This window comes from Streptomyces massasporeus, assembly GCF_014648995.1.
Taxonomy (GTDB): Bacteria; Actinomycetota; Actinomycetes; order Streptomycetales; family Streptomycetaceae; genus Streptomyces; species Streptomyces massasporeus.
This window is the reverse complement of the sequence record NZ_BMSE01000007.1, coordinates 44,397-70,365: the sequence shown is the minus strand read 5'-3', so window position 1 is coordinate 70,365 and position 25,969 is coordinate 44,397. Positions and strand designations below refer to the sequence as shown.

Here is a 25,969-nt window from a genome sequence, read left to right as displayed (position 1 = left end):
CGAGGTCCAGTCGGATCTTCACTGAAGGCTCACAGAGCTCCATAAGGTTCGACTCGCCGAGGTGCTGTGCAACGGCAGCTACACCCTCACCCCGCTCGGCCACGACGTCCGCGAGGCCGGCGTTATGTCACCGAGTGGTCGCAGCGGTGGGCTGCCGAGCTTGCCGACGCCCCGCCCACTGCCGCCGAGGGTGCCAGCGCAACCGGTTCTGACAGCGGTCCGCGCGCGGGACACCTCAGATTTTCGGCCCTTAACCACAGGACTGGAGACCACGGACCATGACAAAGTTCCCCTCACAGGCGGCGCGAACCGCCGTCGCCGCTGCCCTGGCCGAGGATGAGTCGGGCCAGGACATCACCACCGCGTGGAGCGTTCCCGAAGGCATGGCGGCCGTGGCCGAGATCCGCGCCCGGCAATGCGGCATCGCCGGCGGTCTCCCCGTGGTCGCCGAGGTCTTCGCCCAGGTCGACCCCGAGGTCACAGTGGAAGCGCTCGTCCCCGACGGCGCCCGGCTGACCGGCGACGATGTCCTGGTGCGCCTGTCCGGCTCGGCGCGCAGCCTGATTACCGGGGAGCGTACGGCGCTGAACTTCCTGCAGCGCATGTGCGGCATCGCGACGCTCACCGACCGCTACGTCCAGGCCGTGGCCGGGACCGAGGCGCGCATCCTGGACACCCGCAAGACGGCGCCGGGCCTGCGCGCCCTGGACAAGTACGCGGTGACTGTCGGCGGCGGCCGCAACCACCGGCTCAACCTCGCGGCGTTGGTGCTGCTCAAGGAGAACCACATCGCCGCGGCAGGCGGCGTGCCCACCGCGATCGACGCGGTCCGGCGCGGGATGGCGCGCACCGGGCAGAAGGTGGAGACCGATGTGGAGGTGCAGACCGTGGCGCAGGCCGTTGAGGCCCTCGATGCCGGGGCCCGCTGGATCATGCTCGACAACATGCCGGTGGCCGACATCGAAATGGTCGTGAAAATCCGGGCCGAGCGTGCCGACGCCTCCCGGATCCTGCTGGAAGCCTCGGGCACCGTCCGTCTGGACAGCGTCCGCGCCATCGCCGAGACGGGAGTCGACCTCATCTCGGTCGGCGCGTTGACGCACAGCGCGCCCGCGCTGGACCTGACGATGCTGCTGACGACCGACCCGGTGCCATGCCCGAGGTAGTGGTCATCGACGCGTGTCAGCGGCAGGGCCGGGGCGGCAGCCCGACCGCTGTTCGCGACGAAGCGTCGTTCACCGACGAGGAGCGATGCCGCATTCCCGGGGAACTGGGCACTTCGCACGCCGTCTTCATCCGTGCCACCGGAGTTGAGCGCGGCCGTCCCTCGTACTCGCTCCGGTTCTTCACCGCCGAAGGCGAACTGCCTGCCTGCGGCCACGGCACCGTCGCGGCCCTGGCGCTGCTCGCCATACGCGAAGGCGGCAGCGACCACCACGCCGTGCTGTGTACGACGAGCCGCAGCTTCGAAGGCTGGGCGATCCGAAACCGCGACAGCGTCGTTCGACCCGGGCCCTGTGAAGCAGCACGTCGCCCAGGCACCCGAGCTAGGGGCGGTCACAGCCGGCCTCGTCCTGGCTGACGAAGCAGTCGTCGGCAACGCCTGCGTGGCCTCGAATGGGCGGCCGAGGCTTCTCCTGCCAGTCCGAACGCGCGCCGCGTCGTGCTGGCCGGCTGGTACCGCACCAATAGCTACCTGGCCAATGGACTCCTCCTGGAAGAGGAACTCTGGGGCGCCAGCTTCCCGGGCCGGTGACCGCACTCCGCACATGCTCGGCCGTTGACCAGTGTTCCGGGACAGCTTTTCGGACGGGCTGGAAACAGTGATCTCGAGGAAGGCATTCATGCGTGCCATGCGGTTCGGAAGGTTCGGTGGCCCGGAGGTCCTGGAGGAGGCCGATGTGCCCGATCCGTCGGCGGGGCCGGGCCAGACTCTGGTCCAGGTGGAGGCCGCAGGTGTCAACTTCGGCGACATCAAGCAGATCGCGGGCGAACACACCGACGGTCCGTACGCCCCCCAAGGTCCGCTGCCCCGTATTCCCGGCATGGAGGTTGTCGGCAGGACCGAAGCCGGCCAACGAGTCCTCGGCTACGTTCCGCAGGGCGGTTACGCCGCCAAGACGGTGGTCGCCGACCGTCACCTGGTCGCGTTGCCGCCGGGGGTGGGTGCGGGCGAGGCGTTGGCAGTTCTCGTACAGGGGCTGACGGCGTGGCATCTGCTGCGGTCGGTCGCGCGTATCAGGCCCGGTGAGAGCGTGGTGGTCCATGCCGCCGCGGGCGGGACGGGCAGTCTCCTGGTCCAGCTGGCCCGGGAGTTCGGGGCGGGACGGATCATCGCCACGGCGTCGTCCGACGAGAAGCGGGCCTTTGCTCTCGAACTCGGCGCGGACGCGGCGATCGACGGCGACGCAGCTGGCTATCGAGAGAGGGTCCTCGACGCCAACCACGGGCATCCGGTCGACATCGTCCTGGACGCCATCGGCGGCCCCGTCCTCGACGCCGCCCTGGACACACTCGGATACCTCGGCCGACTGGTGACCTACGGCGTCTCGTCCCGGCAGACAGCCTCAGCGATTGCGCCGAGCCGACTGGCGGTGGACAGCATCACTGCCGCCGGCTTCTGGGTCATCCCGCTCATCGTCAGGAACGGAGCCGGCGGTGCGGAGCTGGTGGAGCTGCTCGACCTCACGGCGCGGCACCGCCTGCGCCCCCTGGTCGGTGCGGAGTACGACCTGGCGCGGGCCCGTGACGCGCACGAGGACCTTCTTGGCCGCCGTACGAAGGGGAAGCTAATCCTCCGCCCTTGAAGATGAACGCCCGCCTTGCCACCGGACGGCCCCACGGTCGGCCCGCGCCGTCACTCGCTGGCGTCTCACCCGCCCCGACGCCTTGCAGCACTCCACCTCAAAGATCATCGGATGGTGAATCATGATGAGGTGATACGCCGTCATGAACTCACCGATCAGGAGTGGGAGTTACTCATTCCGCTGATACCACGGGCTGCCACGGGGCGTCCGCGCGTGGAGGACCGGCAGGTCATCAACGGGATGGTCTGCAAGATCCGGACCGGGATCTCCTGGCGTGACCTGCCGGAGTGTTACGGCCCGTGGAAGACGGTGTACACCCGCTTCCGCCGCTACGCCTTGGACGGCGTGTTCGTCCGAGCCTTGCAGCACATGCAGGCCGAGGCGGACGAGGCCGGCGATATCGACTGGCTAGTCCAGATCGACTCCACCATCGTCCGCGCTCACCAGCACGCCGCCGCCACGGGGCGGAAAAGGGGGCTGCACCATCAGGGCGAACCGGACGATCACGCCCTCGGCCGATCCCGCGGAGGACTGACCACCAAAGTCCACCTCGCCTGTGACGGCAAAGGCCGACCGCTCGCGATCCTGGTGACGCCAGGACAACGCCACGACGGCATCTGCGCACGTCCGCTCCTGGAACGCATCCGAGTTCCCCGGACCGGACCGGGCCGACCACGCTGCCGTCCCGACCAGGTCGTGGCCGACAAGGCCTACAGCTCCCGCGGCTTCCGTTCCTACCTGCGTAAACGCGGCATCGCATGCACCGTCCCGGAGAAGAACGACCAGCAACGTCACAGGTTGAGCCGCGGCCGCAACGGCGGCAGACCAACAGCATTCGACCGGGAGAACTACCGCCGACGCAACGTGATCGAACGCTGCTTCAACCGCCTCAAGAGCTTCCGAGGCATCGCCACCCGATACGAACCGCCGCCTCATACGAAGCGGCGGTCACACTCGCGTCATTCCTGCTCTGGGCAAGATCTGTTTGAAGACGGACCCTAGTGCGACCCCGGCGGCCCCACCGAGTCCCTCACCACCACATGCGTGCCCAGCAGCAGGTGTTCGTCCGGGGCGCCCGGGGTGCGTTCCAGGGCCGTGCGGACGGCGAGACGGCCGAGTTCCTCGTAGGGGACGTGGACGGTCGTCAGGGCGGGGTGCAGGTCGCGGGCGAACGGGATGTCGTCGTAGCCGGCGAGGGAGACGTCGCCGGGCACCGTCAGGCCCGCCTCGTGCAGCGCGGTGAGGGCGCCCGCCGCGACCATGTCCGTGGCCGCCACCACCGCGCTGAACTCCAGACCGTCCTCGATCGCCTGCCGCATCAGCCGGTGACCGGCGTCCCGGGTGAAGTCGCCGTGCAGGACGAGGGACGGGTCGGGGGTGAGGCCACGGGCCCGGTGTGCGGCGAGGTAACCGCGTTCACGGCCCAGGGCCGTGGTGTGGTCCGCCCGGCCGCCGAGGTACAGCACCCGCCGGTGGCCCTGCGCGAGCACATGCGCGACCAGGGTGTGGGCGCCGCCCTCGTTGTCGTACTCGATGACCGTCACCGGGGCGCCCGGGTCCAGCGGCGGCCGGCCGCAGAGGACCAGGCGGGAGCCGGCCGAGGCCAGGGAGTCGGCCATGCGGTGGGTGCGTTCGCGGTACTCGGGGGTGTCGGCCGTGCCGCCGACCAGGATCACCGCGGCCGCCCGCTGCGCCCGCATCATCTCGACGAACTCCAGCTCGTGGCGGACGTCGCCCTCCGTGCTGCACACCAGGCAGAGATGGCCGAGCCGGGTCGCCTCGCGCTCCACGCCGTGGGCCATGAGCGCGAACGACGGGCCGGTGATGTCCTCCAGGACGAACGCGAGGGTGGGCGTGCCGGCCCCGGCGATCGCCTTCGCCCGGGCATCGGCCACGTAGTCCAGGTCGCGGACCGCCCGCAGCACGCTCCCGCGGGTCGCCGCGCTCACCGGATACACCCCGCCCAGCACCCGGGACACCGTCGACGCGGAGACCCCCGCGCGCGCCGCCACGTCCCGGATGGTGCTGCGGCTCGCGTCCCCGCTCTTCCTCGTCATGCCTGCCTCGTCTCTCCGGGCGCCGGTCCGCGCCCACCCCCTCGGGAACTGCGGCAACGCCGTAGCAACCGGTTCCCATGACGGAGGCTAGCAGTGGAGAGGGGAGCGCAGGAGGGGTGTGCGCGCACTGCCGGGAAGGCTCGCGGTGTCCTGGGGTTACGCCGCTCCCAGGGCCCCCGCGATGCCCGCGATGCCGTCCGGCCCCACCCTGCAGCAACCGCCGATCAGCCGGGCCCCCGCCTGCTGCCAGCCCTTCACCTGGCCGGTGGTGAAGGTGGAGCGGCCGGCCCAGGCGCGCGCCTCGGCGTCCCAGGTCTCGCCGCTGTTGGGGTAGACGACGACCGGCTTGCCGGTGACGCGCGCAGCCGTCGCCGCCGCGGCCTCCACGTCCTGCGGCGCACAGCAGTTCACCCCGACCGCGATCACCTCGTCCGCCTCCGCGGCCAGGGCGAAGGCCTCCTCCAGCGGCTGCCCGGCCCGGGTGCGGTCACCGGCGACGGAGTACGTCAGCCAGGCCGGCACCCCGAGCCCGCGCACCGCCCGCAGCAGGGCCGCGGCCTCGTCGGCGTCCGGGACCGTCTCCAGCGCCAGGACGTCGGGCCGGGCCGCGGCCAGCACCTCCAGGCGCGGCCGGTGGAAACGTTCCAGCTCGTCCACGCTCAGCCCGTAGCGGCCCCGGTACTCCGAGCCGTCCGCGAGCATCGCCCCGTACGGACCGGCCGACGCCGCCACCCACAGGGGCCGCGAGACGCCCGCCCGCCGGGCCGCCTCCCGGGCCGACTCCACGCTCAGCGCCATGAGTTCGGCCGCCCGGTCGCGGCTGATCCCGCGCTTGGCGAACCCCTCGAACGTGGCCTGGTAACTGGCGGTGATCGCCACGTCCGCTCCCGCCCGGAAGTAGGCGAGGTGCGCCTCGGTCACCGCCTCCGGCTGTTCGGCGAGCAACCGCGCCGACCACAGCTCGTCGCTCAGGTCGTGCCCGGCCGACTCGAGCTGGTTGGACATGCCGCCGTCGAGGACGACCGTCCCGGCGGCGAGGGCTTCGGCGAGGGTGAGGGTGCTGGTCATGCCGACGACGGTAGTCGAGAACCGGCGGCGGACCCCAGCCGAGTGTGTCCAGTGTATGAACAGGTCGACCAACATATGGGACGGCGGGTTACGATCACGGCCCTCCCCTCCGCTCGTACAGGAACGCCCATGACCGTCCCCCGCCCCGCCGGAGCCGCCGAACCCACCGGCCCCGAGTCCTCCGAGCCGGCCACGGCCGCCGAACCCACCGGCCCCGAACTCTCCGAGCGGGCCACGGCCGCCGACACAGTCCCGGCCCCGGCCGTCGCCGCTGCCCCGGCCACGGCCGCCGACACAGTCCCGGCCCCGGCCGTCGCCGCTGCCCCGGCCGTCTCCGGAGCCCCGGCCCCCCGCCGCACCTTCGGTCTCGCCGCCGCCACGGCCCTCGTCATGGGCAACATCATCGGCGGCGGCATCTTCGCCCTGCCCGCCACCGTCGCCCCCTACGGCACGATCAGCCTGCTCGCCTTCCTCGTGCTCTCGGTCGGCGCCGTGCTGCTCGCGCTGCTCTTCGGCAAGCTCGCGCGGCGCAGCCCCGTCACCGGTGGCCTGTACGTCTACCCGCGGGACGCCTTCGGCGAGTTCGCCGGGTTCCTGTCGGCCTGGTCGTACTGGACGATGTGCTGGGTCAGCATCGCCGCCCTGGCCGTCGCGGTCGTCGGCTACGTCGACGTCCTGATACCCCTGCACGGCAACCACGTCCTCCAGGCCCTCGTCGCGATGGCCGCCCTCTGGCTGCCCGCCGCGGCGAACTTCGCGGGCACGCGCTGGGTCGGCGCGGTGCAGGTCGTCTCCACGATCCTGAAGTTCGTCCCGCTGCTCCTGCTCGCGACGATCGGCCTGTTCTTCGTCGACGCCGACAACTTCGGACCCTTCAACGCCTCCGGCCAGAGCGTCTCCGGCGCGCTCGCCGCCTCCGCCGCGCTGCTGCTGTACAGCTTCCTCGGCGTCGAGTCGGCCGCGGTCAGCGCGGGCGAGGTCCGCGACCCCGAGCGCACGGTCGGCCGGGCGAGCGTCCTCGGTACCCTGGCCTCCGCCCTCGTCTACGTCCTCGGCACCATCGCCGTCTTCGGGCTGGTCCCGCACGACCGGCTCGTCGACTCGGGCGCCCCCTTCGCCGACGCCGTGAACGCGATCACCGGCGGCGGCTGGGGCGGCACCGCCATCGCCCTGGTCGCGGTCGCCTCGATCACCGGCTGCCTCAACGGCTGGATCCTCATGGCCGCGCAGATGCCGTACGCCGCCGCTCGCGACGGCCTCTTCCCCGCGCCCTTCGCACGCCTCGGCAAGGGCGGCGTCCCCGGCTTCGGGGTGTGGGCCTGCGCGGTCCTCGGCAGCCTCCTCATCGCCCTCAACTACACGGCCGGCCCGGACACCACCTTCCGCGTCCTCGTCCTGATCACCACGTTCACCGGCTGCGTGCCGTACCTGCTGTCGGCGGCGGCCCAGCTGTACTGGCTGGCCCGTGGCACCCGCGAGGGCGTCCGCCCCGCGGGCCTCGCCCGGGACCTGACGGTCGCGGTCCTCTCGTTCGGCTTCTCGTTCTGGCTGATCGCCGGTGCCGGGTACGCGGCCGTGTACCAGGGCGTGCTGTTCCTGTTCGCCGGAATCCCGGTGTACGTGTGGCTGCGGGGACGCAAGGACACGGCTCAGGCGGCGGCATAGCATCGGGGGATGCCCGAGGTCGCTGCAGCGCATGCCGAAGTACGTGAGGTCCTGGGAGTTCCTGCGGACCGGGTGGTGTTCGAGCCGCTCACCCACAACCCGTGGAACGGCGTCACGGCCGGGGTGTGGCGGGTCACCGGCGGCGACCGCTCCGCCGTCCTGAAGGTCCTGACGCGGACGAAGGAGACCGCCGCCGGCTGGTCGGCGTCCAACGATCCGCGCCACTGGAACTTCTGGCGCCGCGAGGCGTACGTCTACCGGTCCGGCCTCGCCCAGGTCTGGCAGCGGCACGGCATCCGCGCACCCCGGCTGCTGGAGTGCGCCGAACGCCCCGACGGGGACGTGGCGTTGTGGCTGGAGGACGTGCCGGGCGAACCGGCGACCTCCTGGTCCCTGGCCCGCCATGCCGACCACGCCCACCGCTTGGGCATGGCACAGGGCGCCGTGGGCGCGGGGGAGGACACCCCGTGGCTCTCGCGGCGCTTCCTGCGGGACTACACAGCGGGGAAGACGACGGGCGAGGCCCTGCTCGACACCGACGAGGCGTGGCAACACCCCCTGATCCGAAGGCACTTCCCGCCCGGCCTGCGCGAGGACATGGTCCGCCTCCACCTCGACCGCGAGTGGTTCCTCACGGTCATGGAGTCGCTGCCCCGCGCCCTCTGCCACCTCGACCACTGGCCGGCGAACCTCCGCTCGGACGGTCCCGGCGACGGCGTCCTGCTCGACTGGGCGTTCACCGGCGACGGCGCCCTCGGCGAGGACCTCGGCAACTACCTCCCGGACTGCGTCTTCGACCTGTTCGTCCCCGCCGCCGACCTGCCGGGCCTGGCCAAAGCAGCCTACGACGCCTACGTGCAGGGCCTGCGCGAGAGCGGCTGGCGCGGCGACGAAGACCTCGTACGACTCGGCGTGTGCGCCTCCGCCGTCAAGTACGACTGGCTCACCGCGCTGATGCTGGCGCGGGCGGACGAAGAGCCGGTGGCCTACGGCGGCGAGGGCACCGTCTCGGCCGAACTCCGTTACCGGGAACGGGGACTGGCCCTGGCGTACCTGGCCGAATGGGCCGCCGAGGCACGGCTGCTGGCTCCCCGGCTCGGGTTTCCCGAAGCCCCCACCGGCCGCTGACCCGCTGATCGCTGAACCGCCGCACCCCGAACCCCTGCACCACCGTACGGAACGGAGGGTCATGGCCCGAGTCGTCGAGTTGTCGTACTACCCCGTCAAGGGCTGCGCCGGTACGTCGGTGCGCGAGGCGCTGCTGACCCCGGCGGGACTGGCGCACGACCGCAGCTTCATGGTGGTCGGCGAGGAGGGCGTGTACCGGACGCAGCGCCGGGATCCGCTGCTGGCCGTCATCCGACCCCTCGTCACCCCCGACGGCGGCCATCTCACGCTCACCGCGCCCGAGGCCAAGCCTCTCCACCTCCGGGTGGACACCTCCGGTACCCGGCAGAAAGTGGATTTGTTCGGAACCGCTTACCAGGGCATCGACCAGGGCGACGAGGCGGCGGACTGGCTCTCGGACGTGCTCGGCGTACCGAGCCGGCTGGTGCGGACCCCGCCGGAACACGACCGGGTGACCGACGGCCTGACACCCGGCACCTCCGGTTACGCCGACAGCTGTGCCCTGCACGTCCTCTCCCGTTCCACCCTCGACCTCCTCGACACCAGGATGACCGCCCGGGGCGCCCAGCCCCTCCCCGTCGACCGCTTCCGCCCCAACCTCGTCGTCGACGGCTGGGACGACCCCCACACGGAGGACCGCGCGCACCGCCTGCGCATCGGCACCACGGAACTGGGCTACGCCAAGCTCGCCATCCGCTGCGCGGTCACCCTGGTCGACCAGCACGCCGGCACCCGGGCGGGCCCGGAGCCCCTGCGCACCCTCGCCGGTTACCGCCGGGCCACCCAGGGCGGCGTCGCCTTCGGCACGAAGTACGCGGTACTCCGGCCCGGCAAGGTGGCGGTGGGGGACGAGGTGGAGGTCACGGTGTGGGGCGAGTCCGAGCTGTGAGGATCGGCCGGGTCACCGCCGCGCGCGGCCCGCATGCCGCCCGCCCCGCCGGTGGCCCCGGCCCCGTCGCGTCGCCACCGGTACCGCGAGGCTGATGACCAGGGCGGAGCCGAGGGCGTAGGGCCACCAGCCGAAGCCGAGGTGCTGGGCGGCGCCGGCGCTGCGGGGGGCCACGGCGGAGGGCGCGGAGGGGGTGGGGGACGGGCGGGGAGCGCGGGCGGCCGTCAGGACGACGTCGTTGCCGTCGCCGCCCCGGTAGGTGAGGCGGTAGGCGATGCCGGCCAGTTTCAGGCGGGCGCCCTCCTTCAGGCCGGTGAAGGTTCCCGACGTTCGGGCCCTGCCCCTGTGGTCCAGCACGGTGATCTCGGGGGTGCCCCGAGGCGCGGACGACACGTCGAGGTCCCCGGCCAGCCGGACGCGGCCCGTCACGGTCAGCGGCTCGTTCCGCAGGACCAGTGAGCCCTTCGGGCTCTGCGTGTAGGGGCCGTTGACGGTGAGGCCCGTTGTGACCGTGCCGTCGTTGGTGACCGCGCCGCTCACCGTGCCCTGGCCGGTCAGCGTCGTCGCCACCCGAAGACCCGTCCGGCCCGCGTCCAGCCTCGCGCCGGCCGAGGTGAGCCGGATCGTCCTGCTGTGGGTGAGGGTGGCTCCGCCGCGCAGCGCCAGCGTGCCCGTCGAGACCGTGGTCGGTCCGGTGTACGTCACCGCCCCGCCCGTCAGGGTCGCGGTGGCGGTGCCCGACTGGGTGAGGGAGCCGCTGCCGGCGACGCGGGAGAGGGTGACGGGCCTGTTGGTGTTGCGCAGGACGAGGGCGCCGTTGTTGACGAGCCGGTAGTGGCTGCCGCCCGTGTACAGGCCGCCGTCGCCGCCCCGCTTGCCGCTGCCGAGGCGCAGGACCGCGCCCTTCTCCACCGTCGTGGAGCCGTCGTAGTACTGGACGGCGGCGAAGGTCACGTCGTTGCCGGGTGTGCCCGCGATGACGACGTCGCCGGCGCCGGGGGCGGACAGGGTGTCGTGGAATCTGCCGCCGCCGATGGGGGCGCCGAGCGTCACCGGGCCGTTGTAGTCGAAGGTCAGCCGGGAACGCTCGCGGGCCGCCAGCAGGTTGATGTAAACGGTCTCCGCCGTACCCGGCATGAAGATCCGATCGGTCGTGCCGTCGCCCCACCGGACGTGGGCGCCCTTGATGTTGGTTCCCCGCTTGTTGACGTTCTTGTGGGCGGGCGTCCAGTTGAGGGCCGGGTCGCTGAGCGACGGGTCGGTGTCGCCGCCCCGGTCCGACCAGCTGTACTGGCCGGTCAGGACCACCTCGCCGCCCGGCCGGGACTGGACGTTGATGTCGCTGCCGTACGCGCGCTGGTAGAAGTCCATGCCCATCGTGACGGTCCGGCCCAGCGGGGTGTCCACCGTCCAGGTGCCCTGATTGAGGATCTTGCGGACGCGGGGCAGCGAGGTCGCGTACTCGGGGCGCCCGGCGTTCGCCTGCGTGCCGTTGTCGATCACCCCGGAGAAGGAGTGGGTGCCCGGCAGGTCCCACGTGCCCCACAGGAATCTGGGCTGTGTGATCAGGCCCGAGCCGCTGATGGTGCCCAGGGTGTAGGCGCTCCTGAGGGAGAGGCGGAGGGTGCCGTCGACCCGGATGTTGTCCTGGTTGAGGCGGAACGCCGGGGTGTCGTACGGGAAGTGGCCGATCAGGCCGGTCGTGCCGCCGTCGCCGTACTGGAGCGTCGCGCCGCGCTCGACGGTGACCGCCGGGGGGTCGGGACGGGTGACCGTGACGTAGGGGTGGTTGCCGCCCGCCGTCCGCACCCGTTGCCGCTGCCGGGCCCGGGGGAGCGTGAAGTCGCTGTCCCTGGTGAGGACGAGCGTCCCGTTGCCGCGCACCGTGAGCGTGCCCTCGCCGCGGAACACGCCGTCGTACGTCGTCGTCCCGGGCGGCACGGTGACGACCGTGTCGCCGCCGAGCGTCACGTCCCGGTCGGCCAGCACGTCGGCCGTGACGTCCCGGGCGCCGGCGGCCGCCGCCGGGGGAGCGGTGACCAGGGACGCGACCGCCGCGAGGACGCCCGCGGCCGCTGCAGTGGTGTGGATCAGGCTGCGCACATGTCCGGAGACGGCCCATGCCTGCGCCGATAACAGAAAAGTGGCGCTCGCTGTTTCCGATCGAGGCGAGCGCATTCGTCGCCGAGGCGTGCGCATCCGTCACCTAGCCCGGGCGGACTCGTCACCCAGCCGGGCGGACTCGTCGCCGAGCCCGGCGGATTCGTCACCGGGCCGGGCGGGTTCGTCCCGTCAGACCCGTTGACCTCCACGTGTCACCCCCTTACCTTTTCGGCGTTCGTAATGACAGATGGTGTTCGAGATGTCAGACGTCGCATCCGACGACGACACCGTGTGTCCTCCAGTGAGAGGCAGGCCCCACCGCATGAGCCGCGACCGCGACCACGCTCTGCCCGAACCCCCCAGCCGCAGAATGCTGTTGAAGGGCGCCGCAGCCGCCGGCGCCTTCGCCGCCGTCCCCGCCCTCCCCGGCGTCGCCGAGGCGGCGCCCCGGGGAGAAACCGCTGCCGCAACGACCGCCGGGCACCCGAAGCCGGCCCCCTTCGTGAACCCCCTCGTCCGCAACCGTGCCGATCCGCACATCAACCGGCACAAGGACGGTTTCTACTACTTCACCGCCACCGCCCCCGAGTACGACCGCATCATCCTGCGCCGCTCCCGCACCCTGCGCGGCCTCGGCACGGCGGACGAGTCCGTCATCTGGCGCGCCCACGCCACCGGCCCCATGGGCGCCCACATCTGGGCGCCCGAACTGCACCGCATCGGCGGCAAGTGGTACATCTACTTCGCCTCCGCCCCCGCCGAGGACGTCTGGGCGATCCGCATATGGGTGCTGGAGAACGCCCACCCCAACCCCTTCAAGGGCACCTGGGTGGAGAAGGGCCAGGTCAAAACGGCGTGGGAAACCTTCTCCCTGGACGCCACGACCTTCACCCACCGGGGCAAGCGCTACCTCGCCTGGGCCCAGCACGAGCCCGGACTGGACAACAACACCGGCATCTTCCTCTCGGAGATGGCCGACCCGTGGACCCTGAAGGGCCCGCAGGTGCGACTCTCCACCCCGGAGTACGACTGGGAGTGCATCGGCTTCAAGGTCAACGAGGGCCCGTACGTCCTCAAACGCAACGGCCGCCTCTTCATGACGTACTCGGCCAGCGCCACCGACTTCAACTACTGCATGGGCCTGCTGACCGCCGACGCCGACAGCCACCTCCTGGATCCCCTGAGCTGGACCAAGTCGCCGACCCCGGTCTTCACGAGCAACGACACGACCAAGCAGTACGGCCCCGGCCACAACTGTTTCACCGTCGCCGAGGACGGCCGCACCGACGTCCTCGTCTACCACGCCCGCCAGTACAAGCACATCAACGGGGACCCGCTGAACGACCCCAACCGCCACACCCGCGTCCAGAAGCTCGGCTGGAAGCGCGACGGCACCCCCGACTTCGGCGTCCCCGTCGCCGACACGCAGGCGGCAGGTGAATGACATGAGACGTGCGTACGCCGCCCTTCTCGCCCTGTGCCTCGGACTGTTCGGCGCCCTTGCCACCGCCGGCCCCGCCCAGGCCGCACCCCAGAAGATCACCAACGGCACCCAGTTCACGGACACCTCCGGCAACCCCGTCCACGCGCACGGCGGCGGAGTGCTGAAGGTCGGCAGCTACTACTACTGGTTCGGTGAGCACCGCAACGCCGACAACACCTTCCGGTACGTCGACGCCTACCGCTCGAGCGACCTGAAGAACTGGGAGTTCCGCAACCACGTCCTCACCGAGGCCAGTGACCCGGAGCTCGCGACCGCCAACATCGAGCGGCCGAAGGTCATGTACAACGCCTCCACCGGCAAGTTCGTGATGTGGATGCACAAGGAGAACGGCACCGACTACAGCGAGGCCCGCGCCGCCGTGGCCGTCTCCGACACCGTCGACGGCGACTACACCTGGAAGGGCAGCTTCCGGCCGCTCGGCCAGCACATGTCCCGCGACATCACGGTCTTCGTCGACACGGACGGCGCCGGCTACATGATCTCCGCCGCCCGCGAGAACTACGACCTCCAGATCTACCGGCTCACCGCCGACTACACCGGCATCGCGAGCCTGGTCGCCAACCCCTGGCCCGGCGGCCACCGCGAGGCCCCGGCGCTGTTCAAGCGGGGCGGCGTGTACTTCATGCTGACCTCGGGCGCCACGGGCTGGAACCCCAACCAGCAGCAGTACGCCACCGCCACCAGCATCGCCGGCCCCTGGTCGGCCATGAAGAACGTCGGCGACTCGACGGCGTACGGCTCGCAGACCGCTTTCGTGCTGCCCGTGCAAGGCACCTCGGGTACCTCGTACCTCTACCTGGGCGACCGGTGGGGCAACTCCTTCGACGGGACGGTCAACGACTCCCGGTACGTGTGGCTGCCGCTGACCTTCTCCAACGCGACCACGATGTCCATGTCCTGGTCACCCGAGGTCACGGTCGACACGGCCGCCGGGTCCGTCACCGGTACCGCCGCCACGTACAACACGCTGATCGCCCGCCACTCCTCCAAGTGCGCGGACGTCACGAGCCAGTCGCTCTGGGCGGGCGCGCAGATCAAGCAGTACGACTGCAACGGCGGCGGCAACCAGAAGTACTGGTTCAAGTCCGTCGGAAGCGGTTACTACCAGCTGATGGTCAGGAACAGCAGCCTGTGCGTGCAGGAGAACGCGAGCACGGTCACGCAGGAGAACTGCAACTCCTCCGCGACGAACCAGCAGTGGTCGCTGACCACCACCGGTTCGTACGTGAACGTCACGTCCCGCGCGAGCGGCGAGTGCCTCGACGTGAACGGCGCGTCCACCGCCAACGGTGCCGCGCTCATCACGTACACGTGCAACGGAGGCACCAACCAGCAGTGGACGCGCGGAACATGACGACCCGGGCGGTCCGGACGACGCTCAGGCCAGCAGGTCGATCGCGTCGACGGCCGTCCCCGCGCTGAGGAACCCGCTCGCCCCCGACCCGCTCACCACGTCGATCCTGAGCACGTTGTACTGACTCGTGTCCGTCCTCCAGGCGGACGCCGGGACGCTGTACGTGAACGTGTGGTTGTTGCCCCGGTAGGAACCGTTGGTCAGCGACCGGGTGTCCGGCTGGGTGGGCGGGGCGGGGATCGCCGAGGTCCAGGCGTCGTTGACGGTGACCTGGGGCCGGCCGTTGGCGTACGCCGTCGTCACCCCGATGCGCAGGGTGTGCGCGGCGGCCGCCTGGGCCCCCGTCAGCTTGAAGTACACCAGGATCCCGCTGTTGACGTCCTTCCAGAGGTAGCAGGGGAAGGCCGCCGTCTCGCCGTTGCCGACGACCACGTTCCCGGTCCAGGACGCGGCCCGTACGTCGGACGGATGCGCGTACGTCATCAGGTCCGCGTTCTTGAACCCGCCCGGCGTGCCGTTCCAGTCGCCGATTCGCCAGATCGCGGCCGCGTTCGACGGGTCGTTGGAGGACGGGATCGCGATCGTGTTCAGGGTCGTCGTGCCGCCCGCGGACACGCTCACCGACGTGGTGTACACCGCCAGCTCGCCCTTGTACACGGTCAGCGTGTACGTGCCCGGCAGCACACCGGAAAGGGAGAACCAGCCGTCCGAGGAACGCGCCGGACCCCAGTACTGCGCCGACGGGTTGGCGAGCCCGACGGTGTACGGGTACGCCGTGTTCCGCCCGGAGATCCCGACGCCCGACACCTTGCCCCGCCCGCTCGCCGGCACGTACCCCGCGATGCCGAGCGAGTCGGCCCAGGGCGTCGTCAGCGTGCCCGCGTACAGTGCCGAGGAGGGCGCCCCGCCGTCCGTGAAGGCGATGACGTACGGCCCCTGGAGGCCGAAGCGCTGCGCCTCGGTCTGGTTCTGGCCGTAGTGGAGGATCTCGTAGAGACCCCCGCCGTCCGCGCTCTGGTGGCGCAGCAGGGAGCGGTAGAAGGGGCCGCCGGCGGCCTTCTCGTGGTTGCTGCGCACCATCCACAGGCCGACGCCGCCGGCGGACCAGCCGATGTGGTCGTAGTCCATGACGCGCAGCTTGGAGTAGTGCTTGGAGCGGGTCTGGCCGTCGGACTTCCGGAAGACGTCCGAGGCCTCGATGGTGGTGGGCGCGTAGGTGTAGGAGTCGGGCTCGTCGTTGAGGAAGGCGCCCTTTCGCACCCGCACGATGTACCGGCTCGCCGTGACGGACGTGTCGGCCTTGTTCGTCCACAGGTAGACGTTGTTCTCGCCGCCGCGGGCCGCGTAGTAGTGCCTCAGCGTGCCGTGCGTGACGGAGATCAGGATCGTCGTACCGGACTGCTTGATGCTCACGGTGGAGGCGCCGAGGCCGGACTCGATGTGCGAGTTCATGCCGCCGTAGCCCTGGTACTCCGTGCCCCGGTAGACCAGGGAGGTCAAGTCGCCGGTGGACTTGGCGACCTTGAAGACGAGCTGGGCGCCGGTGTCGACGACGTAGTTCGCGCCGTCGTCGGTCCAGCCGAAACCGGCGGCGTGCGCCGGGCGGGCGAGGGCCGCGCCGACGGCACCGGCCGTGGCGGCGAGGACGACCGCGCGGCGGCCGACCGGTCTGTTCGTGGCTCCGGGCATGGGGGGTGCCTCCTGCGAAAGGTGGGGGGAGTGCGGTGGGAGCGAGGGTGACAGTTGAATCGATTTCGCGAAAGGGCTTTCACTCATCCCTCGCCGCAGATCTGGTGAATGCTGTTCGAGGTCTAGAAAGCGCTTGTCCAGAGGGGTACGGTCCCCCTCCAGGTCTTGTCATGTGCCGGGAGGAGCCTGGAGTGAGACGATTCAGCATCGCCGTCGTCGCGGCGGTGACCCTGGGGACCACGTTGTCGTCCGTACCCGCCCACGCGGACGCGAGGAGCGGGGGCCGGGGCCTCGCCCACTGCGCCGCCGGCACCTGTCACTTCGACGTCCCGCCGGGCACGTACGACGTACGGGTCACCCTCGGCGGCAAGGCGGCGTCCAGCACGAGCGTCACCGGTGAGAGCCGCCGCTCCCTGCTCCCCGAGACGGCCGCACCGGCCGGACAACGCGTCACCCGCAGTTTCACGGTGAACGTCCGCACCCCCGAGGGCGAGCCCACCGGCCCCGAGGGAACCACCGGCCTCGACCTGAGGATCGGCGGGACCGCCCCGGCCCTCGCCGGGATCGAGGTCAAGCGGGCCCGGCACGCCCGCCAGATCTTCCTGGTCGGCGACTCCACCGTCTGCGACCAGCCCGGCGACCCCTACTCCGGCTGGGGCCAGCAACTGCCGCAGTACCTCCGCGAGGGCGTGTCCGTCGCCAACTACGCCGATTCCGGGGAGAGTACGGTCACGTATCTGGGGAACCCGCAGCTGTGGGCCACCGTACGGCCCCTGATCCGCCCCGGTGATGCGGTCCTGGTCCAGCTCGCCCACAACGACAAGAGCACGGACGAGGCCACCTACCGGGCCAACCTGGAAGCCCTGGTCGCGGGCGTCCGGGAGCGGGGCGGACAGCCGGTCCTTGTCACTCCCATCGTGCGGCGCTGGTTCAACCCCGACGGCACGCTGAACAACGGGACCGCGCTTCTGGTCAACGGCCTCGGTGTCGACCACCCGGCCGTCATCCGCTCGGTAGCCGCTGCGCGGGACGTCCCGCTGATCGACCTCACGGCGAAGACCAAGGCGCTGGTGGAGTTCCTCGGGGTGGAAGGCTCCAAGGCGCTCTACCTCACCAACGAGGCGCGGGACAACACGCACACGTCGGTGCGCGGTGCGACGGCCTACGCGGGCCTCGTCCGCGACGAACTCGTCACCCTGCATCTGGTGCCGAAGGGCACGGTGCGGGTGGGATAGACCCCTGGGGCGCCCCGACCGGAACCGGGGCGCTCCAGGTCTGATCCGTATCCACCGGCCCGAGCACGAAAGACATCCGATGCAGCTGCCCCCCGCCGACCGCACGACGTCCCCGTTCACCGGCTACACCCGCGCCCACTGGGAGGCGGCGGCCGACTCCCTGCTGGCCGCGGTCGAGCCGTACACGACCGAGGACCGCGCGCTGTACCACCTGCCCGGCGACCGGGCCAGTTGGTCGGGCCGCCTCTCCGACGGCCTCGAGGGCTACGCCCGCACCCTGATTCTCGCCGCGTTCCGCCGCGACGAGAAGGCCCTGGAACGCTATGCGACCGGCCTCGCCACCGGCGTCTCGGGCGTCTGGCCCCGCATCGAGGACCGCAGCCAGCCCCTGGTGGAGGCGGCCTCCATCGCCCTGGCCCTCCGCCTCACGCGGGACCTGCTCTGGGACCGCCTGGACGACGGCGTACGCCAGCGGACGGCCGCGTGGCTGGGCGACGCCCTCACGGCCGAGCCCTGGCCCTGCAACTGGGAGCTGTTCCCGGTCACCGTGGGCGGCTTCCTCGCCGAAATCGGTTACGAGCCGGACGCCTCCCGCGCGGCGATCGACCGCGGCCTGGAACGCATCGAGCAGTGGTACGTCGGCGAGGGCTGGTACACCGACGGCGACGGCCGCAAGTACGACTACTACAACGGCTGGGCGATGCACCTCTACCCGGTGCTGCACGCCTGGCTGGACAAGGACGAGCGCCTGCTGGCGCTGTACGGCGACCGCCTCTCCCGGCACCTCTCGGACTACGCCCGCCTGTTCGGCGGCGACGGCGCCCCCATGCACCAAGGCCGGTCTCTGACCTACCGCTTCGCCACGACGGCCCCGCTGTGGCTGGGCGCGCTGACCGGCCGTACGCCCCTGCTGCCCGGCGAGACCCGGCGGCTGGCCTCGGGCGCGCTGAAGTACTTCCTGGACCGGGGCGCGGTGGACGATCGGGGCCTGCTCTCCCTCGGCTGGCACGGCTCCGACGAGTCCGTCCTGCAGGGCTATTCGGGCCCGGCCTCCCCGTACTGGGCGAGCAAGGGTTTCCTGGGCCTGCTCCTGCCCGCGGACCACGAGGTCTGGACGGCGCCGGAGGAGGCGGCCCCCGCCGAACGCGCGGACCGCGTCACCCCTGTCGGGCCGCCCAACTGGCTTGTGCAGTCCACCCGTTCCGACGGTGTGGTCCGCCTCCACAACCACGGCAGCGAGGACGTCCGCTACGACCCGTACTACACGCGGCTGGCGTACTCCACGGTGACGACGCCCTCGGACGCGTACGACAACAGCGTCCTGGTCGCCGGCGACCCGAGCCGTACCGGCATCGAACCGCTGGGCGTGGGCGAGGGCTGGGCGGCGTCCCGGCACACCGCCGGCGGGGGAGCGCGGGTGACGAGCGTGGTGCTGGCGCGAGGAGCGGTGGAGGTGCGGGCGCATCTGGTCGAGGGGGCGGCGCCGGGAACGGCGGTCCGGATGACCGGGTGGAGCGCACCGGACGGTGCCCGGGCCGAACTGCTGCCCGCCGTCGGCCTCGACGACGACCTCACCGGCGTCACCACCGGGGACACCACCCTGTTCGTCGCCCTGGCCCGGCTCACCGCCGAGGCCGACCCCGGCCCGCTGGCGGAAACGGTCGCCGTAACCGCTTCCGGGGAGGGCGAGCTGTCGGTTCGCTGGAGCGGGGGGCCTGACGTACGCGTCCGGCTGGACGGGTCCGGCGTGCACGTCGACTGAGGTCTGCCGCCCTCCGACCGCCCTCGGACCGCGCTCCGTCTGCTTCTCCGGTTCGCCGGCGTCCGCCGTACTTCGGTCCGCGCCGAAGCGAGCCGGGCCTAGCGTGGCGGCATGACCGCAGATCCGCAGCAGAAGCCGTCCGGCCCGGCGGCAGCCGCCACCGACTTCGCCGGCCTGCACCACGCCGGGAAGCCCCTGCTCCTGCCCAACGCCTGGGACCATGCGTCCGCCCGGGCCCTTTCGGGGCGGGGGTTCCGCGCGATCGGGACGACGAGCCTGGGTGTCGCCGCGGCCGCCGGTCTCCCCGACGGGGCGGCGGCGACCCGGGAGGAGACGCTGCGGCTGGCCATGGCCCTGGGGCCCGAGCCGTTCCTGCTGTCCGTCGACGCGGAAGGCGGATTCAGCGACGACCTGGACGAAGTGGCGCGGTTCGCCCAGGAGTTGTACGCCGTCGGAGCCGTCGGCATCAACCTCGAGGACGGACTCGGACCGGCCGCCCGCCACGCGGCGAAGATCGCGGCGGTCAAGCGGGCCGCTCCCGGCCTGTTCGTCAACGCCCGCACCGACACCCACTGGCTGGGCGACGGCGACGGCACCCTCGCACGCCTCGACGCCTACCGACAGGCGGGCGCGGACGGGGTGTTCGTGCCCGGCCTCACCGACCTGCACGCCATCGAGGCCCTGGTACGCCACCTGGACGTGCCCCTCAACGTCCTCTACTCACCCGGCGGCCCGACCGTCCCCCACCTCGCCGACGTAGGTGTCAGCCGCATCAGTCTCGGCTCGCTGCTGTACCGGCGGGCGCTGGGCGCGGCCCTGGAAGCGGTTGCGGACCTCAGCGCGGGCCGCACACCGACGGGGCGGACACCGTCGTACGACGAGGTGGCGGGGCTCGCTTCGCCGGGTCGCGGGCCCGGCCAGGGGCATCCACGGGGGGTGATCTAGCCGACGGCCGCACGCATCGTGGCCGCGGTGGCCGCATCCGCCGGGAAGAACGTCTCGATGGCGATCTCGTCCAGGGTGACGTCCCGGGGCGAACCGAACACCGTCGTGGTGTACAGCAGAGCGAGTTCACCGAACTCGGTCGACAGCCGCAGCGGAACCACGAGGTCGTCCTGCCATCCGGTCGAGGAGTCCTCTCCCGTGTCCCCTTCGGGCACGGGGTAGCTCTCCAGCTCCGCGAGCAGGTCCGCCAGGCCGGCGGCCGAGGTCCGGTCCAGTTGGCGGCGGACCCGGCGCAGCACATGCGCACGCCACTGCGTGAGGTTCCGGATCCGTCCGGCCAGGCCGTCGGGGTGCAGGGTCGCCTTCAGCACGTTGAACGGCGGCCCGGCGGGCTCCACCGCCACGTCTCCGAGAAACAGCCCCATGGCCCGGTTCGCGGCCAGCAACTCCCAGCGCACGTTGACGGCGAGGGCCGGGTTCGGCTCGTGCCCGGCCAGGACGGCCTCCACCGCGTGACGTGCCGCGCCCAGATCGGCCAGCGCGCGCTCGCCGTGCACCGGGGCGAACCCGGCGGCCAGGTAGAGCGCGTTGCGTTCCCGCAGCGGTACGTCCAGCTCGTCGCACAGCCGCCGGATCATGTCCCGGCTCGGGTTGGCGCGGCCGGTCTCGATGCAGCTCAGATGCCGGGTGGACAGCTCGGCGGCGAGCGACACGTCGAGCTGGGAGCGGCGGCGACGCTCGCGCCAGCGCCGCACCAGCGCCCCGACCGGCTCGGTGGTGGTCGTCATGGGCTCCAGGCTGCCCGGCCGCGCGTAGGGCGGCAATGACCTCGCAGGTCATCGACAGCCCGCAGCGTCGGCCGCAGAGTCGGAAGCCGGAAACACGACGCGCCGCGAGGCGCCCGACGAAAGGGACACCAACCATGACCGAGACGACAGTGCCGACCGAGCCCCTCACCGAGCACCGGCTCGACCGGTACGTGCGGTTCTGGAACGCCGGCACCGAGCAGGAGCAGCGCGAACTCGCCGCCGCCACCTTCACCGACGGCGTCGAGTACCGCGCGGAGATCGGCGTCCTCAGCGGGGCACAGGCGTTGATGGACTTCCGGAACCGGTTCGTCGCCCACATGGGCCCGGCCGCACTGCGCCTGCGGGAGCGGCCCCAGATCCACCACCAGCGCGCGAGGCTCCGGTGGCAGATCCTCACCGAGGACGGCGACGGCGCGCCCTTCGCCACCGGGACCGATGTGATCCACCTCGACGAGGACGGCCGGATCACCTCCGTCACCGCCTTCCTCGACCGAGCCCCCGCGGGCTTCGACCCCGGGGCGCACCACTAGGGCGGCCCCCGGGCGCGTCCCGCTCAGGGGGTGTCGAGCGCGGCGACCAGCAGGGACACGGCGGCGAGGTCGGGCACGGTGCGCAGGCAGGTCACGGTCTGGCGGGCCGCGAACTCACGCTGTTCGGCGGTCACGGCGGGGTCGACGGAGGTCTCGGCCTGCACGTGGACGTAGTTCAGGGCCGTGGCGAAGAGCATCGAGAAGGACTCCGGGCCGGTGAGGACGGCTCGGCCACCGGCCTCGCGGTAGGCCCGGGCCAGGCGCCGCGCGGAGGCGATGTCCACGTCGTTGCCGCCGGACCAGACGAAGAGGGCGCGTGCGAACTCCCGTTCCGCACAGACAGGTCCGGCGTTGTCCCAGTCGAGGAGGACCGGCCCGTCCCGGCCGACCAGGACGTTCTGGGGCTGGAGGTCGAGGTGTGAGGTCACCAGGCCGCCGGGCGCCGACGGGGTCACCCAGTGGGCCAGTGGAGGCGCGGTCGTGGCGATGAACCGGTCCAGTTCCTCCGACCACGGCAGGCCGGCGTCGCGCACCTTCTTGAGGACGTCCTCCCAGTCGGCGTCGTCGGGGCACCGCTCGTACCAGTCGACCGGGGCCTCGACGGCCCCTTCACCGGCCTGGTGGAGCAGGGCCATGGTCCGGCCGAACCAGTCCAGGACGTCGGGATCGCCGGGGTCCGCCCGGTCGCCGTCGATCCAGTCGTACAGCTTCACCCAGGTTCCGCCGCCCGGGGAGTCGAGGCGGGAGACGTGCGCGCCGTGCCGGTCGGGGTGGAGCCGGGGCGAGGCGATGCCCAGGGCGGCCGCGGAATCCCGTAACGCCGCCTCGCGCGCGACCTGGGCCGGGTCGCATCCGAAGAGGAGTTCCTTCACGGCGTACGAGCAACCGTTTCCGGAGAGTTTCCAGATCTGGCCGAGGGCGCCCCGGGTGACGGGCGTCAGGACCCAGGGGCCGCTGCCGAGGGAGTGCATCTCGGCTATGGCACCGGCGGTGTCGTCGGATCGGGCGTGATCAGCCATCGGATGTCCTCTTCTCACTGGTTCTCACTGGGCCAGTTCCGCAGCAGCACGTGCAGGGCGTCGATCGCCCTGTCCCACGAGACCTGCACGTCACGGGGTGCGCCGAAGGCGCCGCTGGACTCCAGGGCGCAGTAGCCGTGGAAGGTGCTGCGCAGCAGGCGTACGGCGTCGGTGAGGTCGGGTTCCTCCAGGCCGTAGGCGCGGAGCATGCCGTAGGTGACGTCGGCCGTGCGGCGCATCGCGGGGGAGTCGGTGACGAGCTCCGGGTCGATCCGGAGCTGTGTCGCCGCGTACCGGCCCGGGTGCTCCAGGGCGTAGGCCCGGTAGGCGGCGGCGAAGGCGGCCAGCGTGTCCCTGCCGGGCGCCCGGCCCTCGACCGCCTCCGCGATCCGGTCGATCATCTCGCCGCCGGCGAGGAGGGCCATCCGGATCCGCAGGTCCCGCAGACTCCGGACGTGGGTGTACAGACTCGCGTCCTTCACCCCGAAGCGACGGGCCAGGGCGGAGAGGGTGACACCCTCGAACCCGGCCTCGTCGGCGAGATCGGCCGCGGCCGCGACGAGGCGCTCGGGGGTGAGACCGGCTCTGGGCATGGGGGTTCGGGGTCACCTCTCGAAGAGGGGCCGTGTCGTCGGTCAGGGCCCACGGGAGCTGGGAGCGATCGTAGCCGCCGGTGAGGGCGTGCGGACGCCGTACCTCACCGCTCACGCCGCACGGGTCCGGCCTCACGGGTCACACCCCACCGGTCACGCCGCACGGGTCCGGCCTCACGGGTCACACCCCACCGCCACCAGCTCCTGCGCGCGTCGGCCCCCGGCCCCCCCCTCGTGAGGTTGCCGTCGGTGCGCCCCGCTCAGCGGATCGGCGCGTACACCACCCCCAGCTTGTCCAGCTCGTCGCCCGCGCGGCCCGTGAAGCCCACGATCTGCCGGCCGGAGGGGGCCGTGAAGGTCCTCGCGTCGGACGTGGCCGTGCCGGCGGACAGGGTGCGGTCGCGGTCCGTCGTGAACGAAGCCGAGAACAGACGTGTACGGCCGTCCTTCTGACCTTGCGTCAGCTTGACCGAGGTCAGGTGCTCACCCGCAGCCAGGGTCAGGGAGGCCGCGGTGCCGCCCGTGCCGCCGTGGGTGAGGGTCGTACCGCCGTCGTGGGTGAGGGACACGGCGTCCAGGCGGGTGCCGCCGCGCAGGGTGAGCGTGCGCGGGGACGGGACGGACGGCAGGTCGTCCGCGTCGTTGAAGGCAGTGCCGTGCGGGCCGCCGAAGAAGTCGCTCGCGCGCAGCGACGGATCGAGCGTGTAGGAGAAGTCGACCGCGTGCGGGAAGTGGTCGGAGAGGTTGCCGCCGGCCGGGTCCAGGAAGGACGCCCACGCGTTGCTGTAACGGGTCGCGTTCAGGCTCAGCAGTCTGCTGCCGCGGTAGAGGACTTTGTCCACGACCTCGCAGTCGTCCGGCGGTGCCGTGGTGGGGCAGACGAGAGCGGCACCGCCCTGGGCCGGGGGCGTCCCGCCCTTCACCCGCTGGACCCATGCGTCGGTCAGGCCGTTCTCGCTCACGAGCGTGCGGATGTTGTCGCCGGAGCGCGTGTACCGCGTGTTCGTGTCGCCCATGACGATCACCGCGTTGCCGGACGAGTTCGCCTGGATGAAGTCGGAGAGCTGCTCGACGTTGGCACGGCGGGCGGCGAGCGCGTCGTCGGTGTCGTCCGCGTTGGTGTGCACGTTGTAGAGGTCCAGGAAGACGCCCTCGGCGAGCCGGACCCGCGTCAGGGAAAAGCCCTTCGGGGTGAGGCAGTTGGTGCCGGTGCACTTGTTCCACTTCACGCGCTGGAAGTCTTCGAAGGGATGGTCCGAGAGGGTGTTGAGGCCATCTCCGAACGGGACGCCGCCGCTGGTCGCGGTGCGGTGAGCGTGGTCGTCGCCCGCGTACAGGGCGGCGTGGTAGTTGAAGTCCTCCTGCACGTTGACGATGTCGTACGCCCCGAGGCGCGGCGAGATCAGCGGGGTGTTCTTCGCGGGGTTGCCGGAGCTCAGGCCCTCGGGGAGGCCTGCGACGTTGTAGGTGAGGACGCTGAAGGAGCCGGAGTCCGCGGCGACGGCGGGTGTCGCGCTGGTGGTGGCCAGGCCCGTGACGGTCAGGGCGGCGGCCACGACGGTGCCGATCAGTCTCTTCATGGGGGGTGTCTCCGGTCGGAGAGGCGGGGGGAAGAAAGGTGAACGGTGCTCAGGTTCGAGGGCAACGCCCTTGGTGCGCAAGGGGAACAGCGCGAACAGTGGGAGACGTCCTGGCGTCAGGAGTGACGCAGGAGGTCCAGATCCGCGCCCCAGGCGTCGAGGACCCCGCCGTGTCCGGCATCGCGCGCCGCCCCCTCGATCCCGGCGAAGAGCGCGCGCTGGGTGGACGGGTCGCCGTCGCCCAGGATGCGTCGCAGGACCGGCAGGAACCGGTCCGCGCTCCATCGGAGGTCGCCCAGCGGTTGCCGTTCCAGTTCCCAGCGCAGGTACTTGTTGTACGGCCGGACGCGGCGGTGCAGGGCGAACAGCACCTCCAGGGCGTGGGGGACGGTCTCGGCGGCGTCCAGGTGGCCGAGGCCGTCGCGGCCGTCGCGGTAGCTCTTCAGGGAGCGGTAGGCCTGGTTGACGTAAGCGTCGAGCCGGCCGGCGGCGGCGTCCCGGGCCTCGTCGGCGCCGAGGGTCCGCTTCTCGTCGAGGATCCGGGCGACGGTGCCGTCGAGCCGGTCGAGCAGTACCTCGGCGTGGACGTAGGAGTAACGCGCGAAGTGGTCGGGCCGACCGGGCATGCCGCGCACGCGGAACTCCGCCAGCTCGATGACCACGAGGTCGAGATGGGCGGAGCGGAACCAGTCCAGCCCGGCGAGCTCGGAGGCGTGCCGGTCCCGGAGGATCACGTGCAGGTCGTGGTCGGAGTGGCCGGTCGGCATGCCCTCGTGGACCCGTGAGCCGCTGAGGACCAGCCCCGCGACCGCGGGATCCTCGGCTCAAACCGACCACGCAGGTCCAGTGGCCAGCGCGCGGGTGGGGCCACGGCGTGCAGCGCGGCAAGCAGTTCTCCCCACTGCTGCGGCAAGGACGTCTGCGGCATGTCCTCGGCCTCGGTGCCGGGCAGGACCTCCTCCAACACCATCGCCCCGGCCGCCGCGTCGGCAGACAATACGGTCGGCACCGACCCGACAGCGCGAACACGCGCAGCATCTCCAGCTGCTTGGACAACAGTGCCCGATCCGGACTGAGCTTGAGAACCGCCGGCGTGCCGTCAGGCCATTGACAGCGCAAGACGACAGAGGAAGCTCCACTCTCGAACAGCTCACCGAGCACGAAACCCCACCGCGCGGCCAGACGAGCAGCGAGGTCCGGAACCTCAGCGAGCCAACCCTCTGTCTCGGGGC

Annotated in this window: 21 protein-coding genes and 1 pseudogene; 13 read left to right on the top strand and 9 right to left on the bottom strand. The window is 71.6% G+C overall.

All coding sequences use genetic code 11. From position 1 onward, the window contains the following. Positions 1–278: 278 nt before the first annotated feature. The 4 genes and pseudogenes from nadC to IE153_RS17725 all read left to right on the top strand — a co-directional run bounded on the left by nadC (position 279) and on the right by IE153_RS17725 (position 3,796). Entirely contained in the window at positions 279–1,166 is an 888-nt protein-coding gene (gene nadC / locus IE153_RS17740) for a carboxylating nicotinate-nucleotide diphosphorylase (protein WP_189590653.1), read from the top strand. Then, positions 1,154–1,582 carry a PhzF family phenazine biosynthesis protein gene (locus tag IE153_RS17735; RefSeq protein ID WP_189590652.1) on the top strand — a complete coding sequence of 143 codons (429 nt, stop codon included), beginning with the start codon at positions 1,154–1,156 and terminating at the stop codon, positions 1,580–1,582. The genes nadC and IE153_RS17735 overlap by 13 nt, the downstream gene beginning before the upstream one ends. A gap of 262 nt (positions 1,583–1,844) precedes the next feature. Next, positions 1,845–2,807, top strand: a complete 963-nt coding sequence (locus tag IE153_RS17730; RefSeq protein WP_189590651.1) for a quinone oxidoreductase family protein — start codon at positions 1,845–1,847, stop codon at positions 2,805–2,807. Positions 2,808–2,918: 111 nt separating this feature from the next. After that, a pseudogene (locus tag IE153_RS17725) lies at positions 2,919–3,796 on the top strand (IS5 family transposase). A 9-nt stretch (positions 3,797–3,805) separates the two neighbouring features. On the opposite strand, the gene IE153_RS17720 reads toward IE153_RS17725, so the two are convergent. Continuing rightward, a complete protein-coding gene (locus tag IE153_RS17720) occupies positions 3,806–4,864 on the bottom strand; it encodes a LacI family DNA-binding transcriptional regulator (protein WP_189590650.1) in 1,059 nt (352 codons plus the stop codon). Positions 4,865–5,020: 156 nt separating this feature from the next. Further along, positions 5,021–5,932, bottom strand: a complete 912-nt coding sequence (gene mmuM / locus IE153_RS17715) for a homocysteine S-methyltransferase (protein WP_189590649.1) — start codon at positions 5,930–5,932, stop codon at positions 5,021–5,023. Between the two features lie 129 nt (positions 5,933–6,061). Between mmuM and IE153_RS17710 the strand changes: the two genes are divergently transcribed. From IE153_RS17710 to IE153_RS17700, 3 genes are all read left to right on the top strand, one after another. Continuing rightward, on the top strand, positions 6,062–7,597 hold the full coding sequence (locus IE153_RS17710) for an amino acid permease (RefSeq protein WP_268251811.1): 1,536 nt from the start codon (positions 6,062–6,064) through the stop codon (positions 7,595–7,597). A 9-nt stretch (positions 7,598–7,606) separates the two neighbouring features. Further along, on the top strand, positions 7,607–8,725 hold the full coding sequence (locus tag IE153_RS17705) for an aminoglycoside phosphotransferase family protein (RefSeq protein WP_189590648.1): 1,119 nt from the start codon (positions 7,607–7,609) through the stop codon (positions 8,723–8,725). Between the two features lie 61 nt (positions 8,726–8,786). Then, a complete protein-coding gene (locus IE153_RS17700; RefSeq protein WP_189590647.1) occupies positions 8,787–9,614 on the top strand; it encodes an MOSC domain-containing protein in 828 nt (275 codons plus the stop codon). Between the two features lie 12 nt (positions 9,615–9,626). Here the strand turns inward: IE153_RS17700 and IE153_RS17695 are convergent, their stop codons facing one another. Beyond that, positions 9,627–11,717: an autotransporter gene (locus IE153_RS17695; protein WP_189590646.1), complete on the bottom strand. Its 2,091-nt coding sequence runs from the start codon at positions 11,715–11,717 to the stop codon at positions 9,627–9,629. Between the two features lie 322 nt (positions 11,718–12,039). Here IE153_RS17695 and IE153_RS17690 point away from each other — a divergent pair, with 322 nt between their 5' ends. Next, a complete protein-coding gene (locus IE153_RS17690) occupies positions 12,040–13,161 on the top strand; it encodes a glycoside hydrolase family 43 protein (protein ID WP_189590645.1) in 1,122 nt (373 codons plus the stop codon). 1 nt (position 13,162) lies between these two features. Then, complete coding sequence (locus tag IE153_RS17685) at positions 13,163–14,575, top strand: RICIN domain-containing protein (protein ID WP_189590644.1); 1,413 nt, start codon at positions 13,163–13,165, stop codon at positions 14,573–14,575. A 24-nt stretch (positions 14,576–14,599) separates the two neighbouring features. Here the strand turns inward: IE153_RS17685 and IE153_RS17680 are convergent, their stop codons facing one another. Then, complete coding sequence (locus IE153_RS17680; protein WP_189590643.1) at positions 14,600–16,264, bottom strand: rhamnogalacturonan lyase B N-terminal domain-containing protein; 1,665 nt, start codon at positions 16,262–16,264, stop codon at positions 14,600–14,602. A 191-nt stretch (positions 16,265–16,455) separates the two neighbouring features. Between IE153_RS17680 and IE153_RS17675 the strand changes: the two genes are divergently transcribed. The 3 genes from IE153_RS17675 to IE153_RS17665 all read left to right on the top strand — a co-directional run bounded on the left by IE153_RS17675 (position 16,456) and on the right by IE153_RS17665 (position 20,206). Further along, a complete protein-coding gene (locus IE153_RS17675) occupies positions 16,456–17,499 on the top strand; it encodes a rhamnogalacturonan acetylesterase (protein WP_189590642.1) in 1,044 nt (347 codons plus the stop codon). Between the two features lie 79 nt (positions 17,500–17,578). Further along, positions 17,579–19,261 carry a DUF2264 domain-containing protein gene (locus tag IE153_RS17670; protein WP_189590641.1) on the top strand — a complete coding sequence of 561 codons (1,683 nt, stop codon included), beginning with the start codon at positions 17,579–17,581 and terminating at the stop codon, positions 19,259–19,261. A 111-nt stretch (positions 19,262–19,372) separates the two neighbouring features. Then, positions 19,373–20,206 (top strand): isocitrate lyase/PEP mutase family protein, encoded by an 834-nt coding sequence (locus IE153_RS17665; RefSeq protein WP_189590640.1) that lies wholly within the window; start codon positions 19,373–19,375, stop codon positions 20,204–20,206. Here IE153_RS17665 and IE153_RS17660 read toward each other — a convergent pair. Beyond that, complete coding sequence (locus IE153_RS17660; protein WP_189590639.1) at positions 20,203–20,994, bottom strand: helix-turn-helix domain-containing protein; 792 nt, start codon at positions 20,992–20,994, stop codon at positions 20,203–20,205. The genes IE153_RS17665 and IE153_RS17660 overlap by 4 nt on opposite strands. Positions 20,995–21,128: 134 nt before the next feature. Between IE153_RS17660 and IE153_RS17655 the strand changes: the two genes are divergently transcribed. Further along, positions 21,129–21,545 (top strand): nuclear transport factor 2 family protein, encoded by a 417-nt coding sequence (locus IE153_RS17655; protein WP_189590638.1) that lies wholly within the window; start codon positions 21,129–21,131, stop codon positions 21,543–21,545. Between the two features lie 23 nt (positions 21,546–21,568). Here IE153_RS17655 and IE153_RS17650 read toward each other — a convergent pair whose 3' ends face one another. The 4 genes from IE153_RS17650 to IE153_RS17635 all read right to left on the bottom strand — a co-directional run bounded on the left by IE153_RS17650 (position 21,569) and on the right by IE153_RS17635 (position 25,504). Continuing rightward, the gene (locus IE153_RS17650) at positions 21,569–22,564 is read right to left on the bottom strand and encodes a phosphotransferase enzyme family protein (RefSeq protein WP_189590637.1); all 996 of its coding nucleotides are present in this window, start codon (positions 22,562–22,564) and stop codon (positions 21,569–21,571) included. Positions 22,565–22,578: 14 nt separating this feature from the next. Then, the gene (locus IE153_RS17645) at positions 22,579–23,157 is read right to left on the bottom strand and encodes a TetR/AcrR family transcriptional regulator (RefSeq protein ID WP_189590636.1); all 579 of its coding nucleotides are present in this window, start codon (positions 23,155–23,157) and stop codon (positions 22,579–22,581) included. A 260-nt stretch (positions 23,158–23,417) separates the two neighbouring features. Beyond that, the gene (locus IE153_RS17640; RefSeq protein ID WP_189590635.1) at positions 23,418–24,737 is read right to left on the bottom strand and encodes a jacalin-like lectin; all 1,320 of its coding nucleotides are present in this window, start codon (positions 24,735–24,737) and stop codon (positions 23,418–23,420) included. A 116-nt stretch (positions 24,738–24,853) separates the two neighbouring features. Then, a complete protein-coding gene (locus IE153_RS17635) occupies positions 24,854–25,504 on the bottom strand; it encodes a hypothetical protein (RefSeq protein WP_308432190.1) in 651 nt (216 codons plus the stop codon). Positions 25,505–25,969 lie beyond the last annotated feature (465 nt).

What these genes read in the sequence shown, in the direction of transcription:
- nadC (WP_189590653.1), top strand. Translation starts at nt 279, where the DNA reads ATGACAAAGTTCCCCTCACAGGCGGCGCGAACCGCCGTCGCCGCTGCC.
- IE153_RS17735 (WP_189590652.1), top strand. Translation starts at nt 1,154, where the DNA reads ATGCCCGAGGTAGTGGTCATCGACGCGTGTCAGCGGCAGGGCCGGGGC.
- IE153_RS17730 (WP_189590651.1), top strand. Translation starts at nt 1,845, where the DNA reads ATGCGTGCCATGCGGTTCGGAAGGTTCGGTGGCCCGGAGGTCCTGGAG.
- IE153_RS17720 (WP_189590650.1), bottom strand. Translation starts at nt 4,864, where the DNA reads ATGACGAGGAAGAGCGGGGACGCGAGCCGCAGCACCATCCGGGACGTG.
- mmuM (WP_189590649.1), bottom strand. Translation starts at nt 5,932, where the DNA reads ATGACCAGCACCCTCACCCTCGCCGAAGCCCTCGCCGCCGGGACGGTC.
- IE153_RS17710 (WP_268251811.1), top strand. Translation starts at nt 6,062, where the DNA reads ATGACCGTCCCCCGCCCCGCCGGAGCCGCCGAACCCACCGGCCCCGAG.
- IE153_RS17705 (WP_189590648.1), top strand. Translation starts at nt 7,607, where the DNA reads ATGCCCGAGGTCGCTGCAGCGCATGCCGAAGTACGTGAGGTCCTGGGA.
- IE153_RS17700 (WP_189590647.1), top strand. Translation starts at nt 8,787, where the DNA reads ATGGCCCGAGTCGTCGAGTTGTCGTACTACCCCGTCAAGGGCTGCGCC.
- IE153_RS17690 (WP_189590645.1), top strand. Translation starts at nt 12,040, where the DNA reads ATGAGCCGCGACCGCGACCACGCTCTGCCCGAACCCCCCAGCCGCAGA.
- IE153_RS17685 (WP_189590644.1), top strand. Translation starts at nt 13,163, where the DNA reads ATGAGACGTGCGTACGCCGCCCTTCTCGCCCTGTGCCTCGGACTGTTC.
- IE153_RS17680 (WP_189590643.1), bottom strand. Translation starts at nt 16,264, where the DNA reads ATGCCCGGAGCCACGAACAGACCGGTCGGCCGCCGCGCGGTCGTCCTC.
- IE153_RS17670 (WP_189590641.1), top strand. Translation starts at nt 17,579, where the DNA reads ATGCAGCTGCCCCCCGCCGACCGCACGACGTCCCCGTTCACCGGCTAC.
- IE153_RS17665 (WP_189590640.1), top strand. Translation starts at nt 19,373, where the DNA reads ATGACCGCAGATCCGCAGCAGAAGCCGTCCGGCCCGGCGGCAGCCGCC.
- IE153_RS17660 (WP_189590639.1), bottom strand. Translation starts at nt 20,994, where the DNA reads ATGACGACCACCACCGAGCCGGTCGGGGCGCTGGTGCGGCGCTGGCGC.
- IE153_RS17655 (WP_189590638.1), top strand. Translation starts at nt 21,129, where the DNA reads ATGACCGAGACGACAGTGCCGACCGAGCCCCTCACCGAGCACCGGCTC.
- IE153_RS17650 (WP_189590637.1), bottom strand. Translation starts at nt 22,564, where the DNA reads ATGGCTGATCACGCCCGATCCGACGACACCGCCGGTGCCATAGCCGAG.
- IE153_RS17645 (WP_189590636.1), bottom strand. Translation starts at nt 23,157, where the DNA reads ATGCCCAGAGCCGGTCTCACCCCCGAGCGCCTCGTCGCGGCCGCGGCC.
- IE153_RS17640 (WP_189590635.1), bottom strand. Translation starts at nt 24,737, where the DNA reads ATGAAGAGACTGATCGGCACCGTCGTGGCCGCCGCCCTGACCGTCACG.
- IE153_RS17635 (WP_308432190.1), bottom strand. Translation starts at nt 25,504, where the DNA reads ATGCCGACCGGCCACTCCGACCACGACCTGCACGTGATCCTCCGGGAC.